The 24,433-nt window shown below is 59.8% G+C and carries 23 protein-coding genes and 1 pseudogene; 5 read left to right on the forward strand and 19 right to left on the reverse strand.

The features are described from left to right. Positions 1-104: 104 nt before the first annotated feature. The 18 genes and pseudogenes from IPF49_09850 to rpmH all read right to left on the reverse strand — a co-directional run bounded on the left by IPF49_09850 (position 105) and on the right by rpmH (position 15,705). Complete coding sequence (locus IPF49_09850) at positions 105-533, reverse strand: F0F1 ATP synthase subunit epsilon (GenBank protein ID MBK6287915.1); 429 nt, start codon at positions 531-533, stop codon at positions 105-107. Between the two features lie 27 nt (positions 534-560). Then, on the reverse strand, positions 561-1,937 hold the full coding sequence (atpD, locus tag IPF49_09855; GenBank protein ID MBK6287916.1) for a F0F1 ATP synthase subunit beta: 1,377 nt from the start codon (positions 1,935-1,937) through the stop codon (positions 561-563). A 30-nt stretch (positions 1,938-1,967) separates the two neighbouring features. Next, entirely contained in the window at positions 1,968-2,831 is an 864-nt protein-coding gene (gene atpG / locus IPF49_09860; protein MBK6287917.1) for a F0F1 ATP synthase subunit gamma, read from the reverse strand. Positions 2,832-2,849: 18 nt separating this feature from the next. Beyond that, positions 2,850-4,394 carry a F0F1 ATP synthase subunit alpha gene (locus tag IPF49_09865; protein ID MBK6287918.1) on the reverse strand — a complete coding sequence of 515 codons (1,545 nt, stop codon included), beginning with the start codon at positions 4,392-4,394 and terminating at the stop codon, positions 2,850-2,852. 20 nt (positions 4,395-4,414) lie between these two features. Further along, complete coding sequence (locus IPF49_09870; GenBank protein MBK6287919.1) at positions 4,415-4,951, reverse strand: F0F1 ATP synthase subunit delta; 537 nt, start codon at positions 4,949-4,951, stop codon at positions 4,415-4,417. A gap of 10 nt (positions 4,952-4,961) precedes the next feature. Then, the gene (locus IPF49_09875; GenBank protein MBK6287920.1) at positions 4,962-5,432 is read right to left on the reverse strand and encodes a F0F1 ATP synthase subunit B; all 471 of its coding nucleotides are present in this window, start codon (positions 5,430-5,432) and stop codon (positions 4,962-4,964) included. A gap of 61 nt (positions 5,433-5,493) precedes the next feature. Next, complete coding sequence (gene atpE, locus IPF49_09880; GenBank protein ID MBK6287921.1) at positions 5,494-5,727, reverse strand: F0F1 ATP synthase subunit C; 234 nt, start codon at positions 5,725-5,727, stop codon at positions 5,494-5,496. A 39-nt stretch (positions 5,728-5,766) separates the two neighbouring features. Then, positions 5,767-6,687 (reverse strand): F0F1 ATP synthase subunit A, encoded by a 921-nt coding sequence (gene atpB, locus IPF49_09885; protein ID MBK6287922.1) that lies wholly within the window; start codon positions 6,685-6,687, stop codon positions 5,767-5,769. 28 nt (positions 6,688-6,715) lie between these two features. Continuing rightward, the gene (locus IPF49_09890; protein ID MBK6287923.1) at positions 6,716-7,054 is read right to left on the reverse strand and encodes an ATP synthase subunit I; all 339 of its coding nucleotides are present in this window, start codon (positions 7,052-7,054) and stop codon (positions 6,716-6,718) included. 147 nt (positions 7,055-7,201) lie between these two features. Further along, positions 7,202-8,080, reverse strand: a complete 879-nt coding sequence (locus IPF49_09895) for a ParB/RepB/Spo0J family partition protein (protein ID MBK6287924.1) — start codon at positions 8,078-8,080, stop codon at positions 7,202-7,204. A gap of 28 nt (positions 8,081-8,108) precedes the next feature. Further along, positions 8,109-8,921, reverse strand: a complete 813-nt coding sequence (locus IPF49_09900) for a ParA family protein (GenBank protein MBK6287925.1) — start codon at positions 8,919-8,921, stop codon at positions 8,109-8,111. After that, positions 8,918-9,589: a 16S rRNA (guanine(527)-N(7))-methyltransferase RsmG gene (rsmG, locus tag IPF49_09905; GenBank protein ID MBK6287926.1), complete on the reverse strand. Its 672-nt coding sequence runs from the start codon at positions 9,587-9,589 to the stop codon at positions 8,918-8,920. Before rsmG ends, IPF49_09900 begins: the two co-directional genes overlap by 4 nt. Before the next feature lie 6 nt (positions 9,590-9,595). Then, positions 9,596-11,481, reverse strand: a pseudogene (gene mnmG, locus IPF49_09910) (tRNA uridine-5-carboxymethylaminomethyl(34) synthesis enzyme MnmG). Between the two features lie 317 nt (positions 11,482-11,798). Further along, positions 11,799-13,211 (reverse strand): tRNA uridine-5-carboxymethylaminomethyl(34) synthesis GTPase MnmE, encoded by a 1,413-nt coding sequence (gene mnmE, locus IPF49_09915; GenBank protein MBK6287927.1) that lies wholly within the window; start codon positions 13,209-13,211, stop codon positions 11,799-11,801. After that, positions 13,175-14,902, reverse strand: a complete 1,728-nt coding sequence (gene yidC, locus IPF49_09920; GenBank protein ID MBK6287928.1) for a membrane protein insertase YidC — start codon at positions 14,900-14,902, stop codon at positions 13,175-13,177. Before yidC ends, mnmE begins: the two co-directional genes overlap by 37 nt. Continuing rightward, the gene (gene yidD / locus IPF49_09925) at positions 14,902-15,222 is read right to left on the reverse strand and encodes a membrane protein insertion efficiency factor YidD (GenBank protein ID MBK6287929.1); all 321 of its coding nucleotides are present in this window, start codon (positions 15,220-15,222) and stop codon (positions 14,902-14,904) included. Before yidD ends, yidC begins: the two co-directional genes overlap by 1 nt. Next, positions 15,153-15,548: a ribonuclease P protein component gene (gene rnpA, locus IPF49_09930; protein ID MBK6287930.1), complete on the reverse strand. Its 396-nt coding sequence runs from the start codon at positions 15,546-15,548 to the stop codon at positions 15,153-15,155. Before rnpA ends, yidD begins: the two co-directional genes overlap by 70 nt. A gap of 22 nt (positions 15,549-15,570) precedes the next feature. Continuing rightward, positions 15,571-15,705, reverse strand: coding sequence for a 50S ribosomal protein L34 (gene rpmH / locus IPF49_09935; GenBank protein MBK6287931.1), 135 nt, complete (start codon positions 15,703-15,705; stop codon positions 15,571-15,573). A 618-nt stretch (positions 15,706-16,323) separates the two neighbouring features. Between rpmH and dnaA the strand changes: the two genes are divergently transcribed. From dnaA to gyrB, 4 genes are read left to right on the forward strand one after another with little or no spacing between them, the layout of a single operon-like run. After that, on the forward strand, positions 16,324-17,697 hold the full coding sequence (gene dnaA / locus IPF49_09940; protein MBK6287932.1) for a chromosomal replication initiator protein DnaA: 1,374 nt from the start codon (positions 16,324-16,326) through the stop codon (positions 17,695-17,697). Positions 17,698-17,748: 51 nt separating this feature from the next. Beyond that, positions 17,749-18,855, forward strand: coding sequence for a DNA polymerase III subunit beta (dnaN, locus tag IPF49_09945; GenBank protein ID MBK6287933.1), 1,107 nt, complete (start codon positions 17,749-17,751; stop codon positions 18,853-18,855). Between the two features lie 17 nt (positions 18,856-18,872). Beyond that, entirely contained in the window at positions 18,873-19,970 is a 1,098-nt protein-coding gene (gene recF, locus IPF49_09950; protein ID MBK6287934.1) for a DNA replication/repair protein RecF, read from the forward strand. Positions 19,971-20,009: 39 nt separating this feature from the next. Next, positions 20,010-22,445 (forward strand): DNA topoisomerase (ATP-hydrolyzing) subunit B, encoded by a 2,436-nt coding sequence (gene gyrB / locus IPF49_09955; protein ID MBK6287935.1) that lies wholly within the window; start codon positions 20,010-20,012, stop codon positions 22,443-22,445. Positions 22,446-22,581: 136 nt separating this feature from the next. Here gyrB and IPF49_09960 read toward each other — a convergent pair whose 3' ends face one another. Continuing rightward, positions 22,582-23,367 (reverse strand): TetR/AcrR family transcriptional regulator, encoded by a 786-nt coding sequence (locus IPF49_09960; GenBank protein MBK6287936.1) that lies wholly within the window; start codon positions 23,365-23,367, stop codon positions 22,582-22,584. A gap of 137 nt (positions 23,368-23,504) precedes the next feature. Between IPF49_09960 and IPF49_09965 the strand changes: the two genes are divergently transcribed. Continuing rightward, positions 23,505-24,419, forward strand: a complete 915-nt coding sequence (locus IPF49_09965) for a TauD/TfdA family dioxygenase (protein ID MBK6287937.1) — start codon at positions 23,505-23,507, stop codon at positions 24,417-24,419. Positions 24,420-24,433 lie beyond the last annotated feature (14 nt).

Consider the following 24,433-nt stretch of genomic DNA (forward strand, 5'->3'; position numbering starts at 1 on the left):
GGCGAATCTGCACCTGCGGATTCAGCACGCTGTTGCGATCGAGATAGAGGATCGGGTCTGACATGGGCGAAGTATGTGCCTTCGCCCCGGGTTCGCAGCGCGGCTCAGCCCTTGCCCATCTTCTTGCGCAGCGCCTGGATGGTACGCACCTGCGCAACCGCCTCGGCAAGCTGGGCTGCCGCCCGCCCGTAGTCGAATTCCGCATGCTGGTTCGTGAGCGCGGCTTCGGCCGCTTTCTGCGCCTCGACTACGGCCGCCTCATCCATGTCACCGGCGCGCACCGCGGTGTCGGCGAGTATGGTCACGGTGCTTGGCTGCACCTCGAGAAAGCCGCCGGAGACATAGAAAATCTGCTCTTCTCCAGCCTGGGTGGTCACGCGGACCGGCCCTGGCCGCAACTCGGTCAGCAGCGGTGCATGCCCGGGCGCAATGCCCAGATCACCGAGCGCACCATGCGCAACGACCAGTTCCACCAGCCCCGAGAAGATGGCCTCCTCGGCGCTCACGATATCGCAGTGTACGGTCATTGCCATGCCTTGTTCGCTCCAGAGTGTGCCCGGTCAGAGCTTCTTGGCTTTCTCGATGGCTTCTTCGATGCCACCGACCATGTAGAACGCCTGCTCGGGCAGATGATCGTAATCACCGCTCAGGATGCCCTTGAAGCTCGCGATCGTGTCTTTCAGGGAAACGTACTTGCCGGGGCTGCCGGTGAACACTTCCGCGACAAAGAACGGCTGCGACAGGAAGCGCTGCATTTTGCGCGCCCTGGCAACGGTACGCTTGTCTTCTTCCGACAGCTCGTCCATGCCGAGGATCGCGATGATGTCTTTCAGCTCCTTGTAACGCTGCAGCACCGACTGCACGCCACGTGCGACGCTGTAGTGCTCCTCGCCGATGACCAGCGGGTCGAGCAGGCGCGAGGTGGAGTCGAGCGGATCGACCGCCGGGTAGATACCCAGCTCCGCGATCTGGCGCGACAGCACCAGCGTCGCATCGAGGTGAGCGAAGGTGGTCGCGGGCGACGGATCGGTAAGATCGTCCGCCGGAACGTAGACCGCCTGGAACGAGGTGATCGAACCGTTCTTGGTAGAGGTGATGCGCTCCTGGAGCACACCCATCTCCTCGGCCAGTGTGGGCTGGTAACCCACCGCCGACGGCATCCGGCCAAGCAATGCGGAGACCTCGGTGCCCGCCAGCGTGTAACGGTAGATATTGTCGACGAACATCAGCACGTCACGGCCTTCGTCGCGGAAGTCCTCGGCCATCGTCAATCCGGTCAGCGCCACCCGCAGACGGTTGCCCGGCGGCTCGTTCATCTGGCCGTAGACCAATGCGACCTTGTCCAGTACGTTGGACTCTTTCATCTCGTGGTAGAAATCGTTTCCTTCACGGGTACGCTCGCCGACACCGGCAAACACCGAGTAGCCGGAGTGCTCGATCGCGATATTGCGGATCAACTCCATCAGGGTCACGGTCTTGCCCACACCGGCACCGCCGAACAATCCGATCTTGCCGCCCTTGGAGATCGGCATGATCAGGTCGATGACCTTGATGCCGGTTTCCAGCAGTTCGATGCTCGAAGACTGCTCGGCATAAGTGGGGGCCGCGCGGTGGATCGGCATGCGCTTCTGCTCGCCGATCGGACCCTTCTCATCAATCGGACGTCCGAGCACATCCATGATGCGCCCCAGCGTTTCCTTTCCGACCGGCACGGACAGGGCCGCCTGCGTGTTGTTCACGTCCAGCCCGCGGCGTACGCCCTCCGTGGATCCCAGCGCGATGGTGCGCACCACGCCGTCGCCGAGCTGCTGCTGCACTTCGAGCACCAGATCCTTGCCCTCGACCGCCAGCGCGTCATAGATCGCGGGAACCGCGTCACGGGGGAACTCGACGTCAATGACGGCGCCGATCACCTGGACGATTTTTCCACTGCTCATTTCCTGTTCCTCGTCAAAGATTTCTTCAGTTTACGATACGGCCGCAGCGCCACTGACAATTTCCGCAAGTTCCTGGGTGATCGCGGATTGGCGTACCTTGTTGTACACCAGCTTCAGGTCGGCGATCAGCTCGCCCGCGTTGTCGGTTGCGTTTTGCATCGCAACCTTGCGCGCGGCCTGTTCGCAGGCCAGGTTTTCCACCAGTCCCTGATAGACCTGCGACTCGATGTAGCGGGTCAGCAGACCATCGAGCAATTCCTTGGCATCGGGCTCGTAGAGATAGTCCCAGTGATGCTTCATCGCGGCATCATCCGACGCCTCGAGCGGCAGGGTCTGGGCAATGGTCGGCAGCTGGGTCAGGGTATTCACGAACTTGTTGCTGGCAAGAAACAGGCGATCGATCTTGTGCTCGCCATAGGCATCGAGCATGACCTTGACTCCACCGATCAGATCGGTTGCCAGCGGCGCATCGCCGAGCTGCCTGAGCACCGCGACGATATTGCCGCCGAGGCTGCTGAAAAAACTCGCGCCCTTGGCGCCAACGATGCAGAGATCGATTTCCACACCAGCGCTGTGCCATTCCTTCATCGAACGGATCACGGCCTTGAACAGGTTGGTGTTCAGACCGCCGCACAGTCCGCGATCGCTGGAGATTATGATGTAGCCAACCCGGCGCACCTCGCGCTCCTGCAGATAGAGGTGCTTGTACTCCGGCGCGGCATTGGCGATATGCCCGACCACTGCCCGGATGCGCTCGGCATAGGGTTTGCCGCGTGCCATGCGCTCACGAGCCCGGCGCATCTTGCTGGCCGCAACCATTTCCATCGCCTTGGTGATCTTTTGCGTGCTCGACACGCTGGCGATCTTGGTGCGGATTTCCTTTGTGCCTGCCATGGAATAACCTCGGGTTGCCTACCAGGCCTGGGTCGCGACAAACTTGTCCAGCGCTTCCTTCAGGGCCGCCGCGGTTTCCTTGCTGTAATCGCCGGTCTCGTCGATGTTCTTCATCAGGTCGGCGTGGGTGCCGGCCATGTAGGAGTGCAATGCCGCCTCGAAATCCTGCACTTTCCTGGTCTCGACATTCTTCAGGTAGCCTTCATTGGCGGCAAACAGCGACACGCCCATCTGTGACACCGACAACGGCGAATACTGCTTCTGCTTCATCAGTTCGGTCACGCGCTCGCCGTGCTCGAGCTGGGCGCGGGTGGCCTCGTCGAGGTCGGAACCAAACTGGGCGAAGGCGGCCAGTTCGCGGTACTGGGCCAGCGCCAGACGGATACCGCCGCCGAGCTTCTTGATGATGCTGGTCTGGGCGGCACCGCCCACCCGGGATACCGACAGACCGGCGTTCATTGCCGGGCGCACGCCCGAGTTGAAGAGGCTGCTCTCGAGAAAGATCTGGCCATCGGTGATCGAGATCACGTTGGTCGGAACGAAGGCCGACACGTCGCCGGCCTGGGTTTCAATGATCGGCAACGCAGTCAACGAACCGGTCTTGCCCTTGACCTCACCGTTGGTGTACTTCTCGACATATTCCGGGTTGACCCGCGCAGCGCGCTCGAGCAGGCGTGAGTGCAGATAGAACACATCACCCGGGTAGGCTTCGCGGCCCGGCGGGCGACGCAGCAGCAGCGAGATCTGGCGATAGGCCCAGGCCTGCTTGGTCAGATCGTCATAGATGATCAGCGCATCCTGGCCGCGATCGCGGTAGTACTCGCCAATGGTGCAGCCCGAGAACGGCGCGATGTATTGCATTGAGGCCGGGTTCGACGCGCTCGCCACCACCACCACGGTGTGAGCCATCGCACCGTGCTCCTCGAGCTTGCGCACCACGGCCGCGACCGAGGATTGCTTCTGCCCGATCGCCACGTAGACGCACTTAACGCCGGTGCCCTTCTGGTTGATGATCGCGTCGATGGCTATCGCGGTCTTGCCGATCTGGCGATCGCCAATGATCAGTTCACGCTGGCCGCGACCGACCGGAACCATTGCATCGATCGCCTTCAGTCCGGTCTGCACCGGCTGGGAAACCGACTGGCGCGTGATCACGCCCGGAGCCACCTTTTCGATCGGCTCGAACATCTTGGCATTGATCGGACCCTTGCCATCGATCGGGCTGCCCAGCGCATCGACCACGCGTCCCTCGAGTTCCGGGCCAACCGGCACTTCGAGCACGCGCCCGGTGCAGCGGCAGGTCTGGCCTTCCTCGAGGCCCTTGTATTCGCCCAGCACAACCGCGCCGACCGAATCGCGCTCGAGGTTGAGCGCCATCCCGTACACGCCGCCCTGGAACTCGATCATCTCGCCGTACATCACCTCGGCCAGGCCGTGAATCCGCACGATACCGTCGGACACGCTGACGATGGTGCCCTCGTTCTGGGCCTGGGTGCTGATGTCGAGCCGCTCGATACGGCTCTTGATGATTTCACTGATTTCCGTTGGGTTCAGTTGCTGCATCTCGGTTTCCTTTAATCCCGTCAGGAATTCATTGCTTCGGATAGTTTCGCGAGCCGGCCACGCACCGAGCCGTCGATCACCAGATCGGCCGCGCGCATGACCACCCCGCCTATGAGTGTTTTGTCGACCGAGGTGCTGACACGCACCTGACGCCGCAGCTTCTCGCCCATCACGCCGGCCAGTCTCGCCGCCTGGTCATCGCTGATCTCGAACGCGCTGACTACCTCGAGATCCACCGCTCGCTCCTGATTTGCCTTGAAGGCCAGGAACAGCTGATGCACCTGCGGCAGCAGCGGAAGGCGTCGGTTCTCCGCCAGAACGCGGATGAAATTTGCGGTCGACTGCGGCAATTCTTCACCGCAGACCGAGATCAGGGCCTCGGCTTTCTGGGTGGATGTCAGTCCCGGCGAGGCAAGCAATATTGCAATACGTGGCTCGACCGTCACCGCTGCAGCGTCGGCCAGCGCCTCGGACCATGCCGTGAGCTGATCAGCGGCCAGTGCGTGTTCGAACGCGGCCTTGGCGTAGGGCCGGGCAAGTGTGATGAGTTCTGCCATGAGGTTTGGCTCAGAGTTCCGCGGCGAGTTTGTCGACGATGTCGCGGTGGGCGCTTTCGTCGACCGCCCGGCCGAGAATGCGCGAGGCACCGGCGACCGCCAGCGCGCCAACCTGGGTGCGCAACTGCTCGCGGGCACGGTTGAGTTCCTGTTCGATCTCGGCCTGCGCCGCGACCTTGAGTCGATCACCCTCCTCGCGCGCCCGGTCCTTGGCTTCGTCGACGATCTGCGCCGCACGGCGATTGGCCTGCTCGACGATCGATGCCGCTTCCACTTTGGCTTCTTTCAACTGGCTGGACGCCCTGTCCTGGGCCAGCTCGAGATCACGGTGGGCCCGCTCGGCAGCCGAAAGCCCCGCGGCAATCTGCTGGGTGCGCGCGTCCATCGCGTTACGGATGACCGGCCATATGAACTTCATGCAGAACCACACGAAGATCAGAAAGGTTATGGACTGGCCTATGAGTGTCAGATTGATATGCACGCCGTCACTCCTGCGATCGGTTTAGCCGTTATCACGCGAATGGCTCCGCAAGCGGCAGACTTCAGAGCTGGACTGCGAAAATCAGGTACATCGCGATACCCACACCGATCATCGGCACGGCGTCGAGCAGACCGGCGATCAGGAACATCTTGCCCTGAAGCATCGGCGCCATTTCCGGCTGGCGCGCCGAGCCTTCGAGCAGTTTGCCGCCCAGGATGCCGAAACCGATGGCGGTTCCGGCGGCGCCCAGACCGATCATCAGCGCGGCCGCGACGTAGAGGATTGCTTGTTCCATGATGTTCTCCCAGCGAGTGAGTGAGTATTGATAAAGAAATTAATGTTCTTCCGCGACGTCATGTGCCATCGACATGTAGACGATGGTCAGGACCATGAACACGAAGGCCTGCAGCGTGATGATCAGAATGTGGAACACGGCCCACGCCCACTGCAGCACACCTGCCAACGGCCCCAGCAGCCAGCCCGCGCCAAACATGATGGCAATCAGGATGAAGATCATCTCCCCGGCGTACATGTTGCCGAACAGACGCAGGCCGAGCGAAATCGGTTTGGCGATCAACGACACGGTTTCGAGCAACAGGTTGATCGGCACCAGGACGACGTTGAAGTACCATTTCGGTGCATGAAACGGGTGCAGGGTCAGCTCTTTCACGAAACCGACGATGCCCTTCTCACGCACCGAAAAATACAACATCAGGCCAAATACCGTGAACGACATGCCGAGCGTGACATTGGGGTCGGTGGTCGGCACCGCCTTCAGGAACAGGTGTGTATTGCCCGTCAGATACCCGGCAGCATGTGGCAGCCAGTCGACCGGCAGCAGGTCCATGAGGTTCATCATGAAGATCCACACGAATATCGTCAGCGCCATCGGCGCGACCATGCGGTTCTTGTGGTGGAAAATATCATTGACGGTACCATCGACGAATTCGATCACCATCTCGACAAAATTCTGCAGTCCGCTGGGCGCGCCGGCGTTGCCCGCCGCTGTGCGCGCCACGCGGCTGAACAGGAACGTGAACAGCAGGCCTATGATGATTGCCCAGCCCATGCTGTCGAGATGGATTGCAAGGAATCCCATCGCGTCGATCTGCTCGTTGCAGTGCGCAAAGGCCCATGCATCATGGCTCAGTACCTGGCTGCCGTCGCAATAGGAACCCGCCGGCAACTTGCCGTAGGTCATATTGGTCAAGTGGTGGAGTATGTACTCACTCGACGTCTGGGCTTCAGCCGACATAAAACTCCTCTCGTTCGTCAATGGCCGCTCAGATGCCCGCAAAGCGGGAAAGCAGCAGCCAATGCACGACGTGCAGAACGATATAGGCACCAAACAGGGCCGCCGCCTGCAGCGGCCCGGCAATCAAAAACGCGCTGGCGAAGCCTGCGGTGGTCAGCAGGAATTTGCCTGCCTCACCGCGATAAAAGCCCTGCACAACCTCCCGTGCGGCGCCAGCACCACTGAATCTGAACACTCGCCAGGCAAACCAGGACTGCGGTATCAGGAAGATCAGCCCGCCGATCAGCAGGGATTTTCCCGTCACCGGATCCATGATTCCCGCCCCGAGGACGGCCAAAGCTAGTAGTCCGGACTCGGCCAGCAACACGCGCTTCAGCGGCGGTCGCGGCAATGAACTTCCGGTCGCGGTTCGCTTCGTTCCAGGGCTAGGTGGCACTTGGATCAGAGCTCACGACTGCGGGCCGGGCCGGCATTATAGGCAGTTGAAGCGCTCCCTTCAACTGCGAAAACACGCTCAGGAAACGCGAAAATAGCCAAGTATTCCGTCAAGTTGTTCAAGACTCGAATAATCGATTACCAGCCGACCCTTGCCGCCCTTGCGGTGTTCGATCGCCAGTTTTGCCCCGATCGTTTCCGACAACTCGCGCTCGAGGCGACGAATATCCGCGCTCTGCGCGGCCGGTTTTAACGCCGGCGCGGGCGGGTTCAGCAGGCGCCGTACCAGCGCCTCCGTAGCCCGCACCGAAAGCCCTTTTTCAACAATATCCCGGGCCGCTTCGATCTGTTGGTGCTGGGACAGGGCGAGCAAGGCGCGGCCATGTCCCATTTCCAGGCGGCGGGCTTCCAGATGTCCGCGCACTTCCGGCTGCAGGCCAAGCAAGCGCATGATATTCGTCACCGTGGTGCGCGACTTCCCGACCGCCTCGGCAATCTGCTCATGGGTCAAGCCAAACTCCTGCTGCAGGCGCGCCAGCGCGACAGCCTCCTCGATCGCGTTCAAATCCTCCCGTTGGATATTCTCGATCAGCGCCATCGCGATCGCGGATTCATCGGGCACGTCGCGCACCAGGGCAGGAATTTCGCTCATGCCAGCCAGTTGTGCGGCGCGCCAGCGACGCTCACCGGCGACGATTTCGTATTGATCGATTCCGACCGGGCGCACCACGATCGGCTGGATGAGGCCTTGGGAACGAATCGAATTGGCGAGCTCCTGCAGCGCCTCCTCGTTGAAGTCGCGCCGCGGCTGGTAGCGCCCACGCCGCACCAGGTCGATCGGCAGCTGACGCAGATCCGTCTGCGCTGCTCCTGCTTCACCCTCGGCGCTGCGTCCCACGCCGGTTGCACCGATCAACGCGTCAAGCCCTCGCCCCAGGCCACGCTTCTTTACCGTCATATGCATTCCCCGCAATGAGTGTCGGTGATTAATCGGTAGCCGAGGATGTATCGACATCGGGTGTCAGCACGCTCGCCTGTTTGCCATGACGGCGCAGCATTTCGGATGCGGCGGCGAGATAGGCGATTGCGCCCCGCGACGTCGGATCGTACACAAGTGCGGGCTGGCCATGGCTGGGTGCTTCGGCCAAACGGACATTGCGCGGGATCAGCGTCGAGTAGACCCGGGAACCGAAATGTCCTATCAGCTGCATCGACACTTCATTGGTCAGCGTATTGCGCGCATCGTACATGGTGCGCAACAGGCCCTCGATCCTGAGGGCCGGGTTCAGTGCTTTCTGGACCCGCGCGATCGTGTTGAGCAGCGAAGAGAGCCCCTCGAGCGCATAGTATTCGCATTGCACCGGTACCAGCACGCTGTCGGAAGCAACCAGTGCGTTGATGGTCAGCATGTTGAGCGAGGGCGGGCAGTCGATCAACACATAATCGTATTCATGCTTGACCCGGGCGAGCGCGTAGCGCAGCCGGTTTTCCTTGGTGGTAGCGGTAACCAGCTCGATTTCCGCCGCCGTCAGGTCGGCATTCGCCGGTACCACGTCGAAGCTGCCACTCTGCGAGCGCTGGCGCACGTCCTCGATACGCGCGTTGTGGATCAGCACATCGTAGCTGCTGCTCTCGATCACGTGCTTGTCCACGCCGGAACCCATCGTGGCGTTGCCCTGTGGATCGAGATCGACCATCAGTACCCGCTGCTTGTTGGCAGCGAGCGAGGCGGCGAGATTCACACAGGTTGTGGTTTTGCCCACGCCACCTTTTTGATTGGTTATCGCGATGATTGTCACACGGGTGCCATGTTGTCAGCGAAGCTTGGATCACGCTCTATGCGCAGCAACTGGCGCAGAGAATCGATGCCCGGTACCTCCAGGCGGATGAACGCCGCGACATTATAGGGGCTTGGAAGCCCCGCGAGTTCGCTGTCATCGACGCGTCCTTTCATTGCCATAAAACATCCTCCGGGTGCAAGCAGGTGCGCGCTCGAAGCAACGATCTGCCGCAGGCTGGCGAGTGCACGGCTCACGATACAATCGAACCCCTGCGGTTCGCGAAAGTCCTCTGCCCGTGTCTGGTGAAGAACGACGTTGTTCAGGGCGAGCGTATGTTTGACCTGAAACAGGAAGCGCATCTTCTTGCCATTGCTGTCGAGCAGATGAAACTCCCGCTCGGGAAAACGGACTGCCAGGGGTATCCCTGGCAGTCCGGCGCCAGTGCCGACATCAAGGATGCGTTGTCCGTGCAAATAGGGAGCGATGCTCAGGCTGTCGAGCAGGTGACAGGCCACCATGTCGACAGGGTCTTCGATCGCGGTCAGGTTGTACGCCCTGTTCCATTGTGCGAGCAATCGCAGATACTCGCATAATCGGGTACAGAGTACAGGATCGCTTTCGATGCCGAGTCCTGTCAGGCCGGCCGCCAGGCTTTGCTCGATCGAGCGAACATCAAAATTCCTCATGGTGCCTCAGGCAGAGCGGCGCTCGAGCCATCCGCGCTTTTTCAGGTGAATCAGCAGCAGCGAGATTGCCGCTGGCGTCACGCCCGGAATGCGCTGCGCATGGGCTAGTGTCACCGGCCGGGCGCTCAGCAGCTTGTGCCGCACTTCGTTGGACAAGCCATCCACTTGCCGATAATCGAATTCGGCGCCGAGCGGTGTGTTCTCGAAATGTCGCAGGCGCTCGACCTCCTGTTGCTGACGCTCGATATAACCGGCGTACTTCGCCTGGATCTCGACTTGCTCCGCGACTTCCGGCAAAACGTCGTGAAACGCACAGATTTCGCAAATATGACGGTGGTTGATCTCCGGGCGCTTCAGCAATTCGAGCAACCGGTATTCGCGGGTCAGCGGCCGTCGCCAAGAGCGGAAAAGGCATTGGCCTCGGTCGTGCCAGGGCGCACCCAGGTGTTGTGCAGACGTTCGTTCTCGACTGCAATGCCGTCACGCTTGGCGCAGAAATGGGACCAGCGTCGATCATCGACCAGGCCGAGCTCCCTGCCAATCGGGCTCAGACGCAGGTCGGCATTATCCTCGCGCAACAGCAAGCGGTGTTCCGCGCGACTGGTGAACATCCGATAAGGTTCGCTGGTGCCCAGAGTTACCAGATCATCGACCAGCACGCCGAGATAGGCTTCGTGGCGCTGCGGATACCAGGCGTCCCGCTGCTGCACGCGTCGTGCAGCATTGACCCCGGCGAGCAGACCCTGTGCCGCGGCCTCTTCGTAGCCGGTGGTGCCATTGATCTGGCCAGCAAAAAACAGCCCGGAAACGAACCGGGTTTCCAGCGAGTGTTGCAGGCCGCGCGGATCGAAAAAGTCGTATTCGATTGCGTAACCCGGGCGCGTGATATGGGCGTTCTCGAAACCCTGCATCGACCGCACGAGTTGTAGCTGCGCGTCAAAAGGCAGGCTGGTTGAAATTCCGTTGGGATAGAGTTCGTTGCAGTCGAGACCTTCGGGTTCGATAAATACCTGATGCGCGTTCTTGTCCGCGAAGCGCATCACCTTGTCTTCCACCGACGGACAATAGCGCGGTCCGACACCTTCGATCACGCCGGTATACATCGGCGAACGATCGAGCGCCGCGCGGATGATCTCGTGCGTGCGCTCGTTGGTGTACGTGATATGACACGAAACCTGGCGTGGGTGCTCGGCTGCATCGCCGATAAAGCTCATGACCGGAACCGGGGTGTCGCCGGGCTGTTCCTGCAGACCCTCGAAGTTCACCGAGCGGGCGTCGATACGCGGCGGGGTGCCTGTCTTGAGACGCGCAACAGCGAAAGGTAATTCGCGCAGCCGGCTGGCGAGTGCATTTGCGGCCGGGTCACCCGCCCGCCCGCCACCGTAGTTTTCGAGCCCTATATGGATCTTGCCACCCAGAAACGTACCGGTTGCCAGCACCACGGTTTCGCTGCGAAAGCGGAGTCCCATCTGGGTCAGCACTCCGCGTACCTGCTCGCCTTCGACAATCAGGTCGATTACCGGTTGCTGGAAAACATCGAGCTTGGGTTGGCTTTCAACGAGAGCACGGATGGCGTGACGATAGAGCACCCGGTCTGCCTGGGCACGGGTCGCGCGTACCGCCGGACCCTTGCGGGAATTCAACACCCGGAACTGGATGCCGGCGCGATCGGTTGCGCGGGCCATCGCCCCGCCCAGCGCATCGATTTCCTTGACCAGATGACTCTTGCCGATGCCGCCAATCGCCGGGTTGCATGACATCTGCCCGAGTTGCTCAATGCTCTGGGTCAGCAACAACGTGGCAACACCCATGCGGGCGCTGGCAAGAGCAGCTTCGGTGCCGGCATGACCACCACCCACGACGATCACACCATAGTGTTTCGGGTATTCCACGGAGAACCCTCCGGAAAAGGGCGCGAAGTATATCGCCGCATTGGATGGCTGTACAAAATCTGTTCCAGATGAATATTTATATATCTGTATATAGAAAGGAATTCTTAAGCAGTAGTTATAGAGCACGTACCATGTTGTGGAAAAGCTCATTTAACAGAACGAATACAAACAGTTACGGTGTCTGAAAGTACATGGGTTCGGTGCTCGCAAGCCGTGCGGTGCCTGCGGTCTGCCTGGGGATGGATATGGAGGCGGGCACGAGCGGCGCAATGCGTACACTGGAGCGCACCCGTTGTGCACAGCTTGCACACGTTATTTCACTTGCCGATGCAGAAACTCGAGAATATCTGGTCAAGCAAATCGTCCGGGGTGAACTCCCCGGTGATTTCGCCGAGTGCTTGTTGCGCCATGCGCAGGTGTTCGGCCAGCAGTTCACCGGCATTGCATTGCTGTTTCGCGGACTGTAAGGCACAAAGGGTACGTTCGAGGGCGTCGAGATGACGGCGACGCGCGGAGAAATCGCCGCTGTCCGCGTATTGATATCCGACGCTTTGCTTCAGGTGATCGCGCAGCAGTTCAAGTCCGGCACCGCTGCGCGCGGACAGCGCGATTAGCGGGTAGCTGCCGTCGAGTTCGATCGCTGGTTCGGTTGCCGTGAGATCGCATTTGTTCATCAATACGGTGATGGGCGGCAGTTCATCGATGAAGGCACCGAAATACTCTTCCAGGACCTGTTGCGGGCTATCCGTGCCACTGGCATCGACGACCAGCAGCAGGCGATCGGCACGGCGGATCTCCTCGATGGCGCGGCGTACCCCCTCGCGCTCGATTTCATCAGTGGTGCTGCGCAATCCGGCGGTATCGATGATATGAAGGGGTAGTCCATCGAGCGTGATCTGTTCACGCAGCAGATCACGGGTGGTGCCGGGAATCGCCGTGACGATAGCAGTATTGCGTCCTGCCAGCTGGTTCATCAGGCTCGATTTTCCGGCATTGGGCTTTCCAGCGAGCACCAACGTCATGCCATCGCGCAGCAAGACACCATTGCGAGCGCTGCTGCGAACGTGCTCGACTTTTTCGAGCAGGCCGTCCAGGCGATCGGTCAGTTGCGGCTCGGCGAGGAAGTCGACTTCCTCTTCCGGAAAATCGATGCTTGCCTCGACGTACACGCGAAAACCGATCAATTCCTCCAGCAGATCGTCGATGCGGCGGGAAAAGGCACCTTGCAAGGATCGCATCGCATTGCGGGCTGCCTGGCGGGTGGAGCTGTCTATCAGATCCGCGATCGCCTCGGCCTGGGTCAGGTCGAGCTTGTTGTTGAGGTAGGCACGTTCGCTGAATTCACCGGGTCGTGCCTGGCGTGCACCCAGACGGATGATTGCCTGGAGCAGCATATCGAGAACGATCGGACCACCGTGCGCCTGAAGTTCGCAGACATCCTCACCGGTGAAGCTGTTGGGCGCGGGGAAATACAAGGCTATGCCGCGATCGAGAACCGGTATGGGTTCTTGAGTGACACAGTCGTGGAAATCCAGCAGCGTTGCCTGGCGCGGTGGCGGGAGGCGCCCGCAAATGGCTTCAAGAACTGCCGGGGCCTGCGATCCGGATATCCTGATTACTCCAATGCCGCCGCGACCCGGTGGGGTAGCGATCGCCGCGATCGTGTCGTGATGTAAGTGCGTGCTCACACAGCTCAAGACACCCTTTCTATCTGGCGTGTGATGATCCATTGCTGGGTTATGGAAAGAACATTGTTGACCAGCCAGTAAAGAACCAGGCCAGCCGGGAAGAACAGGAAAAACACCGTAAAGATGATCGGCATGAACTGAAACACCTTGGCCTGGATCGGATCGGGTGGCGCCGGATTTAGCTTCTGCTGGAAGAACATCGAAGCGCCCATCAGCAGCGGCAACACGTAATACGGGTCCATCACCGACAGATCGTGGATCCAGGCCATGAACGGGGCGTGGCGCAATTCGACACTCTCGAGCAGCACCCAGTAGAGTGACAGGAACACCGGCATCTGGATCAGGATCGGCAGGCAGCCGCCGAGCGGATTGACCTTCTCCTTGCGGTACAGGTCCATGGTCTCCTGCGAGAGTTTCTGCCGGTCTTCTCCAAAGCGCTCCTTGAGCTCGAGCATTTTCGGCTGGAGCTTGCGCATCTTGGCCATCGACTTGTAGCTGGTCGCGGACAGGTGGAAGAAAGCCAGCTTGACCAGTACCGTCAGCAGGATGATCGCGACACCCCAGTTGCCTATGCCGGTGCCGAGACTCATCTCCCAGCCAGCGATGTGCAGCTGGCCGGTGGCGAAGAAGTAAAGCAGGGCGAACAATGGCTGGGCAATCCACCATAACCAGCCATAGTCGACTGTCAGGTCGAGACCAGGAGAGATATCACGCAGCCGGTACTGATCCTTTGGACCCGCGTAGAACCCGGCCCCAAAGCTGCCACTGGTATTCGGAGCTACGCTCAGCGTGGGGGTCGTGAAACGCCCGATATTCTGCGAGGTGCTGGACTTCAGCATCTCGTAGCTGTTTTCCTGCCCGGCATCTGGTATCCAGGCACTGATGAAGTAATGCTGTACCAGCGCAATCCACCCACCCATGGTCTTGCCCTGGTATGGGGTTTCCTCGATTTTCTTGAACGTGAACTTGTGATACGGCTCTTCCGTGGTGTGGGTCGCAAAGCCGATGAATGGCTTGATGCCAAGCGAGCCGCCGTTGGCACCAGGATCCGGATTGTTGTCACGCACCAGCTGGCCAAACAGCGCCGCCTGCCAGTTCTGGCTGCCATGGTTTGCGATCAGGTACTCGACTCCAACCAGGTATTCGCCGCGGGTGAAGTGAAAACGTTTGGTGATCGTCACGGCATCGGGCGTTTCATAGCTCAGATCCACGAGCAGCTCATTCTGATCAGGCAGCATGGCGGCGTCGCTGACTTTGCTCCGGAAGCGGGGCCTGCCGGCGGAGGTATCGGTGCCATTGGGGCCGATCAGGCCGCTTTGCGCGATGTAACTGCGTTCGGCGCCCTGCTCGAGAAGCTGGAAGGGGATAGACGAATTGCCGAGTTCTGCCAGATGGCGCGGCAATTCCACCGACGTGATATCACCACCTACCAGGGAAATTTCGACGATCAGGGTATCGGTACTGACGCGAATTCGATCCTGCGTCGGTGCCGAGACCGCCGCGGCAGTGCTCGATTGGCCGACGCCAACCTGCGGCAGGTCGGCACCGGATGCGCTTTGCGGGGCCGGAAGTTCGAAAGATTGGGCAGAATTGGTCACAGGTGTTGCTGGAGCCTGCCTGCTTGTTGCCACTGCGACCGTGGGGTGGGCGTCACGAAACTTTACCCATTCGGTGAGCAACATGACCGATACCAGGACGAGCGCGGCGATCAACAAGTTACGTTGGATATCCATCAGGTGGCGGTGTCCGTTGGTGGGGGCGCGCGGTGCGCACAGGTTGTTGCCAGGCCGGGAACCGGATCATGCCCACCGGCGCACCAAGGGTGGCAACGCAGCAATCGGCGAACTGCGAACCAGGCTCCCTTGAACGGGCCGTGCGCGCTGATGGCGTGGCGTGCATAGGCGGAGCAGCTCGGATAGAAGCGGCAGTGCGGGCCGATCAGCGGGCTCAGAAAAAATCGATAGGCATCGATCATGCCGATCATCAGGACGCCGAGCTGGCGTCGGAGTTGCCTGGTGCCGCGGTTTGCGAGCGTTTGAGGAGCCGAGTCCATGATTGCGTGATGAGCTGCGTCAGCGTGTGATTATCCAGCTCGGCAATGCCGCGCCGACTGAGAACGATGATATCCAGGCCCGTCAGACTGCCCTGATGCTGCCGGAATGATTCCCGCACCAGACGTTTCACGCGGTTGCGCTGCACGGCGAGCCGACAACTCTTCTTGCTGATTACCAATCCAAGCCGCGGCACCGGCAGGCTGTTCGGCCGCGACAGGAACAGGAGTTCCCGGGTAGATACGCGAAACGGTGCGTCGTCGAATACGGCCTTGTATTGCTGTGCATCGAGCAAGCGCACGCGCCGCGAAAATGTGGCCTCCGCCATACATACGCGGCTCGCGTCCAGCTCAGGCGGAAAGACGCTTGCGGCCCTTGGCGCGGCGGCGCTTCAATACCAGGCGACCATTACGGGTCGCCATGCGGGCGCGGAATCCGTGGGTGCGCTTGCGCTTCAGATTGCTGGGCTGGAAAGTTCTTTTCATGGTGGTATCGCCTGTGAGCCGGGGTTGAACCCGGAAGTGCCGAAAAAGACGCGGGATTCTAGAGAAAACTGCGCGCAGGAGCAAACACGGCGCGGATCAAAGCAGCGGGAATATGACGACTCCCCGCGCAGCCTGCGTCGTCACAGGAATATTTGCAGGGGTGCTAAACCGTGTCTTGATGAGCGTTGACACATCTGTGGATAACTCGAAAAACTACTCGTCGATCATGTGCTTGGCCAAAGCACATGTTGTTGAATCCCGGTGTATACAGGTCTGGAAATGAGGTGTAGTGCTACGTTTCGATACCCGCTTTTCTACCCTGAACCAACATCTTTTCAAACAGATAATCACAAGTTATCCACAGAGCTTCATAGATGGACGTTTTTTATACAGCCTGGTTTTGCATGTGAGACGAATTTATAACACATTGATTATAAAGAATAAAACACTATAATCATAAAAAGTTTTTTAGTGCATGTGGATAACATTTGTGGAAAAAGGCTAGAATGCGCCCGCTCCTTGCTTGCCGGGGCAGAGAATATTTTCAAAGCACCAGAATCTATAAATTCAGGGGTCGGCGGTGGCCCCTTTCGCGGCGAATTCGGGATATAGAACGAAATGGATGTAACCTGGCAGCGCTGCAGCAGCTTTTTGCGTGACGAAATGCCACCGCAACAGTTCAATACTTGGATCCGCCCGCTGCGTGCCGAGGAATCCGCCGGCGCTTTGCAATTGACCGCTCCCAATCGCTTCGTAAAGGAGTGGGTGCGTGACAAGTATTTCGATCGGATCAGGCAGTTGGTGGCCGAGGTCTCGGGCGGACGCATCGCGGAAGTGCAACTCGAGACACCGCGCAGCGACACCTTGCAGCGCGCCCCTCTTGCCGTGGAAACAACACCCAGGGAACCACGGCACTCGCGACCGATGGTACCGGTTGGGCGCAGGACCGATACCGAAAACGGTCCAAAACACAATAATTTTCTGATGGAAAACCACACCTTCCAGAGTTTCGTGGAAGGCAAGAGCAACCAGCTCGCGCGAGCCGCCGCGCAGCAGGTGGCACAGAATCCCGGTGGTTCCTACAACCCGCTGTTCATCTATGGTGGGGTGGGTCTGGGCAAAACGCACCTGATGCATGCGGTTGGCAATGCCTTGCTCGACAGCAAGCCAAACGCGCGGGTGGTATATCTGCACTCCGAGCGTTTTGTCGCCGATATGGTCAAGGCCCTGCAGCTGAATGCGATCAATGACTTCAAGCGTTATTACCGCGGCGTCGATGCGCTGCTGATCGATGACATCCAGTTCTTTGCCGGCAAGGAGCGCTCGCAGGAGGAATTCTTCCACACGTTCAACGCACTGCTCGAAGGCGGGCAGCAGATGATCCTGACCTGTGATCGCTATCCCAAGGAGATCGATGGTCTCGAAGAGCGTCTGAAATCACGATTTGGTTGGGGACTTACCGTGGCCGTCGAGCCGCCCGAGCTCGAAACCCGGGTTGCGATCCTGATGAAAAAGGCCGAGCAGGCCAATATCGATCTGCCGCGAGAGGCGGCGTTCTTCGTCGCACAGCGCATCAAGTCCAATGTGCGCGAACTCGAGGGGGCGCTGAAGCGCGTGATCGCCAGCTCGCAGTTCATGCACCGGCGTATCGATATCGATCTGATCAAGGAATCGCTGCGCGATCTCTTGGCATTGCAGGACAAGCAGGTGAGCCTCGACAATATCCAGCGCACCGTGGCCGAGTATTACAAGATCAAGTTGTCAGACCTGCTGTCCAAACGGCGCAGCCGCTCGGTTGCGCGGCCGCGACAGCTGGCAATGGCACTGGCGAAGGAATTGACCAATCACAGTCTGCCGGAGATCGGTGAGGGCTTTGGTGGCAGGGACCACACGACGGTCTTGCACGCTTGCAGGAAAATCAAGGAGTTACGCGAATACGACTCGGATATTCGCGAAGACCACAAGAATTTGTATCGCTCGCTGTCTACCTGATCGGCAGACATGAAGTCGGTACCGATGAATATCAAGGCGGAGAATTGACGGATGAAATTTTCGATTTCGCGAGACGCGTTGCTCAAGCCGCTCAACCTGGTGGCAGGCGTGGTCGAACGGCGCCAGACCCTGCCGGTGCTGTCCAACGTGCTGGTGAGTCTCGATGGTGATGCGTTGTCCTTGACCGGCACCGATCTCGAGGTCGAACTGGTCGGGCGCATCACGCTCCCCGAGGCGGCCGAAAGCGGCGAAGTCACGGTGCCGGCGCGCAAGCTCGCCGATATCTGCAAGTCACTGCCGGAAGCCAGCCGGCTCGATTTTTCGCTCGATGAGCAGCGCCTCCTGCTACGCTGCGGCCGCAGCCGGTTCACGCTGTCGACGCTTCCGGCCAGCGATTTCCCGAACATCGAGCCGGCTGCCGGGGTGCTCGAATTCAGCGTCAACCAGGGACAGTTACGGCGCCTGATCGATCGCACGGCCTTTTCGATGGCACAGCAGGATGTGCGTTACTACCTCAACGGCATGCTGTTCGAGGTGACACCGAAGCGCTTGCGCGCGGTAGCAACCGACGGTCACCGGCTCGCGATGGCTACGTTGGATGGCGAGTTGCCCGGGGTGCGCTCCGAGCTGCAGGTGATCCTGCCGCGCAAGGGCGTGGTCGAATTGCAGCGCCTGCTGCAGGACCCCGATGCAGAGGTGAAATTGGTGCTGGGCAACAGCCTGTTCCGGGCCTCCACCAGCGATTTCACGTTTACCTCGAAGCTCGTGGATGGCAAGTTTCCGGACTACGAGCGGGTGTTGCCGCGCGGTACCAACAAAACCATGCTGGGCGCGCGCGACGATATTCGCGCTGCGCTGATGCGCGCCTCGATCCTCTCGAACGAGAAATTCCGCGGTGTTCGCCTGGTATTGAGCGGGGATAACCTGCAGGTCCTGGCCAACAATCCCGAGCAGGAAGAAGCCGAGGAGACCGTTGGGGTTGAGTACGGTGGTGAGCGTGTCGAGATTGGCTTCAACGTAGGCTACCTGATCGATGTTCTCGGGGTGCTCGGCGGCAACGAGGTGCGAGTGTTGCTTTCCGATGGGAACAGCAGCGTGCTCATCGACGAACCCGGCAGCGAAGGCGCTGTTTATGTCGTGATGCCGATGCGCCTCTGAGGTCTGCGACACGCCGGATGTCCATACGTCGCCTGCGGATCAGTCAGCTCAGGAATATTCTTGATGCCGAACTCGACCCTGCGCGGATCAACCTGATCTGCGGCCCCAATGGCAGCGGCAAGACCAGCGTGTTGGAAGCCGTGTTTCTGCTTGGTTCGGGACGTTCGTTCAGGGCGACACGGCTGGAGCCCGTCATAAATCACGGCGCAAGCCAATGCACGGTTTTCGCTTCAATCGAAGCAAAAGGCGGTGGCGCTCCGGTGGCGATGGGCTTGTCGCGACACCGCGACGGCGGATTTGAGGGGCGGATTCAGGGGCAAGCAGTACGCAGTTCGGCAGACCTCGCGCGCAAACTGCCGATACAGCTGATCAACTCATCGACGTTTGATCTGCTCGAGGGCGGACCGCGGGTTCGTCGGCAGTTTCTGGATTGGGGCGTGTTCCACGTGGAACAGGGTTTCCACCAGTTGTGGATAGATGTGCACCGGTGCCTGCGCCAGCGCAACAGCCTGCTGCGGCATGCTAGAATTCCCGCCGATCAGCTGCAGGCATGGAGCCTCCGATTGGCAGCGGCCGCGACGCAGCTCGACCTGTTGCGGCATCGTTATTTCGAAGCCTTCCTGCCGGTGTTTCGTCGCACACTGGGAGAGTTGACCGATATCGAAGGTCTCGAACTCGGCTATTTAAGGGGCTGGGACAAGGGCCGCGAGTTGTTTCAGGTGCTCGACGACCAATTCGAGCGCGATCGCGATCGTGGTTTTACCCAAGCCGGACCGCACAGGGCCGATCTGCGGGTACGAGTGCGCGGCCTGAGTGCGGACGAGGTACTGTCGCGAGGCCAGCAGAAGCTGGTGGTTTGCGCGATGAAGCTGGCCCAGGGACGCGTGTTTGCGGCCGCCAATGGTCAGGATTGCGTGTTTCTGGTCGATGATCTGCCTTCCGAGCTCGATCGTCGTCATCGACGGGTGTTGTGCCAGTTGCTCGGAGCGCTGGAATGCCAGGTTTTTGTGAGCTGTGTCGATGCCACGGACCTCGACGGTTGCTGGGAAGGACTGCCGGGTGGGGTCACCAAAGTGTTTCACGTGGAACAGGGCCGTTTCGCCACGCCAGATTGAATCAAGGATAAAGGACTGAAAATGGAAGAAATGGAGCAGATGGGGGCGTCGGAGAACGCAATCGAAGCAAATTACGGTGCCGAAAGCATCAAGGTGCTGAAAGGGCTCGACGCGGTGCGCAAGCGTCCGGGAATGTACATAGGCGATACCGACGATGGCACCGGCCTGCATCATATGGTGTTCGAGCTGGTCGATAACTCGATCGACGAGGCGCTGGCCGGCCATTGCAACCAGATCCAGGTCATTCTGCACCCCGATGAATCGGTAACCGTGGCCGATAACGGCCGTGGAATTCCCACGGATATGCACGAAGAGGGTGTATCCGCAGCCGAGTTGATCATGACAACCCTGCATGCCGGCGGTAAGTTCGGTGAGGAAACGGGCGGTTACAAGGTTTCAGGCGGTCTGCACGGTGTCGGGGCCTCGGTTGTGAACGCCTTGTCGAAGGAACTTGTGCTGCGTATTCGCCGTGGCGGCAAGGTTTATGAGCAGATATACCGCCACGGTGTGGCGGATTCGCCGCTGACGGTGGTTGGCGATACCACGTCGCGCGGCACCCAGATCCGTTTCCATCCCAGTGCCGAGACCTTCCACAACATCGAATTTCACTTTGATATTCTGGCCAAGCGCCTGCGTGAGCTCGCTTTCCTGAACTCCGGCCTCGAGATCCTCATGAAAGACGAGCGCTCGGGCGAGGAGGTGCGCTACAAATACGACGGCGGGGTGCTCGCATTCGTCGAGTTTCTGAACCTGAACAAGAACCCCATCAATCGCCCGCTGCATTTTCGCAGCGAACAAAACGGCATCGGGGTGGAAATCTCGATGCAGTGGAATGATTCTTACCAGGAAAACGTATTCTGTTACACCAACAATATCCCGCAGCGCGACGGTGGAACCCATCTGGCCGGCTTTCGTGCCTCGTTGACCCGCAACCTCAACACCTATATCGAAAAGGAAGGGATTGCCGCCAAGGCCAAGATCTCGACCACCGGCGATGACGCCCGCGAAGGGTTGACCGCAGTCATTTCAGTCAAGGTGCCGGACCCGAAGTTTTCCTCGCAGACCAAGGAGAAGCTGGTCTCCTCGGAGGTGAAGAACGCGGTCGAACAGGCCATGAACGAGGAATTTGGCGCCTATCTGCTGGAAAACCCGGCCGAGGCCAAGGCGGTGGTGGGCAAGATGATTGACGCGGCCCGCGCCCGCGAGGCGGCGCGCAAGGCGCGCGAACTGACCCGCCGCAAGGGTGCGCTCGATATTGCCGGCTTGCCCGGCAAACTGGCCGATTGCCAGGAAAAGGACCCGGCCCAGTCCGAATTGTTCCTGGTCGAGGGTGATTCGGCTGGCGGCTCGGCAAAGCAGGGCCGTGACCGGCGTACCCAGGCCATCCTGCCGCTGAAAGGCAAGATCCTGAACGTCGAGAAAGCGCGCTTCGACAAGATGCTCGGTTCACAGGAAATCGGCACGCTGGTTACCGCGATGGGTTGCGGCATCGGTAGTGACGAATTCAACGCCGACAAGATGCGTTATCACCGCATCATCATCATGACAGACGCCGATGTGGATGGCTCGCACATCCGCACCCTGCTGCTGACCTTTTTCTTCCGCCAGATGCGCGAGTTGATCGAGCGCGGCTATATCTACATCGCCCAGCCGCCGCTCTACAAGATCAGCAAGGGCAAGCAGCAGCAGTATCTCAAGGACGACGATGCGCTGAACCAGAACCTGACCCAGTCCGCGCTGGAAAACGCCGCGCTGCACGTAAATCGTGAAGCGCCTGGCATCAGCGCAGAGGCGCTCGAGTCGCTGGTGAGCAACTTCCGCCGGGTGATTCGCATCATCGAGCGCATGTCACGCATTTACCCGTACCGCGTGCTCGAAGAAATGATGCATATGCCGCATCTCGACCTGGAGTATCTCGGCGATCGCGCGCGACTGGACGAGTGGCTGCTGGCGATGGGCGAGCGTTTCAGCGGGGATCATCGCTCGGGCGATGATCGCTTTCATTTCTATTCCCACGAGGACGAGGAACGTCATCAATCGCTGCCGGCCGTGGAAGTGATCAGCCATGGCGTCGGAACGCATTATGTGTTTTCCCGCGATTTCTTGATGTCGGGCGAATACCGCGAAATTACTGGTCTGGGCCAAACCCTGGCTGGCCTGATCGAGGCTGACGGCTTCGTGCGTCGCGGCGAACGCGAGCAGGCGGTCGAGACCTTTGGCGATGCGCTGGAATGGCTGATGGGAGAGGCGCGCAAGGGCTACTCGATACAGCGCTACAAGGGTCTCGGCGAGATGAACCCCTCGCAGCTCTGGGAAACCACCATGGACCCCGAGTCACGGCGGCTGCTGCGCGTCACGATCGAAGATGCCTTTACCGCGGACCAGATGTTCACCACCCTGATGGGTGATCACGTGGAACCGCGGCGCGAGTTCATCGAGAAAAACGCTTTGGCGGTTTCGAATCTGGATATTTGAGTCATTTGCCGGGCGCCTCAAAGCACAAACAAGCGCTCCACGGAGGAGTGCTTGTTCCTAAAAAAATAATAACATATTGATTTTAAAGAAAATAATAGGGGATGTGCGCTTTCTGAAGAAAGCGCCTCATCGCTTGCTAGGCAATCAACCGCTCGACCCCGTCCAGCAACATCGCCTTCAGGGTTGTGCGCGATCGCCGTTTGTGGACCCCGCGTGAATTGCCCAGCGTGATCCATCCGCCGAGGATCAGGGTGAGAACCTGGAAGGCGGTGGCGGTGCAGCGATTCGCGTCCCAGTCCGGGTGAATGGCTCCGATCAGGCCGGTGTAGTAAAGGTTCACGCTTTGGTACCAGCGGTCGCGCAGGGCGCGAAATTGCGGGCTGCGCGCCCCGTAGGCCGCAGCCTCGAAATAATAGACGTCTTCCACATCGAGTATCTGCTGGTAATGCAGCGCGACGCTGTCGATCAGCAGCGTGCGTGGATCCGACGAGGTGGCCGCCATCCTGATGTTGAGCAAATGCTGCAGGCGCTCGATGCCGGTCGAGAAAAATGCGAAAAGCAGTTCCTCCTTGGTAGGAAAATAATGCCGTACCGCGCTTTGCGTGACCTTGGCGCGTTTCGCTATCGCCTCCTGCGATGCGGCACCAATCCCTTCCGAGATCACGATCTCGTAAGTTGCATTCATGATCGCCTGCAGGGTCCTGCGGCCCTTCGGGTAGCGCGCACGGCGCAGGAAGCTGTTCTCTACATCGAGGGTCTGGTTCGGCATGGGACGACGTTGCATCAGTTGCGACATGGGCATTCTAGCGCGCATCACGTCGAGCGGCAGGCTGTCGTGAATTCCCGCCGACCAGGCACAACGCCAAGGGTTCGGCACATACAGCGTGAATACGTTGTTTATGAAGGCCGCTTGCGCTAGCATCGTCAAAATTTCAACAAGAGCCGGGGTCACGATGTGACCATCTCGTGCGTCTTTTCCGCGCACGACGCAAAGCCGGCTACGCGGGCCGCGAATCACCCGGCAAATCGGCCACGCAGGATCAACACCAGGAGTATTCGATGAACACACCATCGACCACGGCTCGGGCTGACGCGCCGGTATTCAGGCATTTCGCGGTAACCGCGGTGACGCCGCGGATCGGCGGGATGATCGAGGGCCTGCACCTGTCCGAACTGAACGACGAGTCGGCAGAAGAGCTGCGTCAGGCGTTGTGGCATTACGGCGTGCTGTTTGCGCGCAGGCAGAACCTGACGCCGGACCAGCAGAAGAAGGTGGCCTTGTACTTCGGTGAAGAGCTGGAGAAACATTCCTTCGCCCCGACGCTTGCGGACCAGGGGCACCCGGAGGTGCTGCTGATCGAGAAGTACGCGTCGGACAAGGCCAAGACCACCACGGATATCTGGCACCACGACGTGACCGCGCGCAAGCACCCGAACATCATGTCCATTCTGCAGGCCGTAGAAGTACCGTTTGGTGGCGATACCATGTGGTCGAGCGCCACGGCCGCCTACGACAGCCTGCCTTATGCGCTGAAACTGCTGTTCCTGAATCTCGATATCGACCATGACGCTGCCTACTTGGTATTGCGCCACGATTTCGGTGACGCCAGCACCGCCGCGGAAAAAATGCTGAAGCTCGGCGAATCGAATACCCATCCGGCCGTCGTCAACCATCCGTTCACCGGCCGACTTGGTCTTCTTGTCGGCAATGCTTATCCCAAAAGAGTGCACGGATACACGGCGGAAATGAGCGAGCTGATTCTGAAAATCGCCAACGAATTGCCGAAAATCCCCGAGTTCCAGGTGCGTTATCAGTGGGGCAAGGGTGATGTGGCCATATGGGACAATTTTGGAACCACGCACTATGGCGTCACCGCGGATCTGGGTAACCAGGCGCGCCGTCTGCACCGCGTGGCGGCCTGGTCAAAAACGTCACCCCAACACTGGACCGGGAAAGAGCTGTTCGCGAACTGATGCAGATGCAAGCC

The organism is Gammaproteobacteria bacterium (genome assembly GCA_016705365.1).
Lineage (GTDB): Bacteria > Pseudomonadota > Gammaproteobacteria > Pseudomonadales > UBA5518 > UBA5518.

Excerpts from the sequence above, each read along its gene's own strand:
- rnpA (MBK6287930.1), bottom strand. The coding sequence starts at position 15,548 with ATGGCGGAGGCCACATTTTCGCGGCGCGTGCGCTTGCTCGATGCACAG.
- dnaN (MBK6287933.1), top strand. The coding sequence starts at position 17,749 with ATGAAATTTTCGATTTCGCGAGACGCGTTGCTCAAGCCGCTCAACCTG.
- gyrB (MBK6287935.1), top strand. The coding sequence starts at position 20,010 with ATGGGGGCGTCGGAGAACGCAATCGAAGCAAATTACGGTGCCGAAAGC.
- rpmH (MBK6287931.1), bottom strand. The coding sequence starts at position 15,705 with ATGAAAAGAACTTTCCAGCCCAGCAATCTGAAGCGCAAGCGCACCCAC.
- yidC (MBK6287928.1), bottom strand. The coding sequence starts at position 14,902 with ATGGATATCCAACGTAACTTGTTGATCGCCGCGCTCGTCCTGGTATCG.
- IPF49_09895 (MBK6287924.1), bottom strand. The coding sequence starts at position 8,080 with ATGACGGTAAAGAAGCGTGGCCTGGGGCGAGGGCTTGACGCGTTGATC.
- atpD (MBK6287916.1), bottom strand. The coding sequence starts at position 1,937 with ATGAGCAGTGGAAAAATCGTCCAGGTGATCGGCGCCGTCATTGACGTC.
- IPF49_09960 (MBK6287936.1), bottom strand. The coding sequence starts at position 23,367 with ATGCTAGCGCAAGCGGCCTTCATAAACAACGTATTCACGCTGTATGTG.
- IPF49_09870 (MBK6287919.1), bottom strand. The coding sequence starts at position 4,951 with ATGGCAGAACTCATCACACTTGCCCGGCCCTACGCCAAGGCCGCGTTC.
- IPF49_09850 (MBK6287915.1), bottom strand. The coding sequence starts at position 533 with ATGGCAATGACCGTACACTGCGATATCGTGAGCGCCGAGGAGGCCATC.
- yidD (MBK6287929.1), bottom strand. The coding sequence starts at position 15,222 with ATGGACTCGGCTCCTCAAACGCTCGCAAACCGCGGCACCAGGCAACTC.
- recF (MBK6287934.1), top strand. The coding sequence starts at position 18,873 with ATGTCCATACGTCGCCTGCGGATCAGTCAGCTCAGGAATATTCTTGAT.
- dnaA (MBK6287932.1), top strand. The coding sequence starts at position 16,324 with ATGGATGTAACCTGGCAGCGCTGCAGCAGCTTTTTGCGTGACGAAATG.
- rsmG (MBK6287926.1), bottom strand. The coding sequence starts at position 9,589 with ATGAGGAATTTTGATGTTCGCTCGATCGAGCAAAGCCTGGCGGCCGGC.
- atpG (MBK6287917.1), bottom strand. The coding sequence starts at position 2,831 with ATGGCAGGCACAAAGGAAATCCGCACCAAGATCGCCAGCGTGTCGAGC.
- atpE (MBK6287921.1), bottom strand. The coding sequence starts at position 5,727 with ATGGAACAAGCAATCCTCTACGTCGCGGCCGCGCTGATGATCGGTCTG.
- IPF49_09865 (MBK6287918.1), bottom strand. The coding sequence starts at position 4,394 with ATGCAGCAACTGAACCCAACGGAAATCAGTGAAATCATCAAGAGCCGT.
- mnmE (MBK6287927.1), bottom strand. The coding sequence starts at position 13,211 with ATGGATCATCACACGCCAGATAGAAAGGGTGTCTTGAGCTGTGTGAGC.
- IPF49_09965 (MBK6287937.1), top strand. The coding sequence starts at position 23,505 with ATGAACACACCATCGACCACGGCTCGGGCTGACGCGCCGGTATTCAGG.
- atpB (MBK6287922.1), bottom strand. The coding sequence starts at position 6,687 with ATGTCGGCTGAAGCCCAGACGTCGAGTGAGTACATACTCCACCACTTG.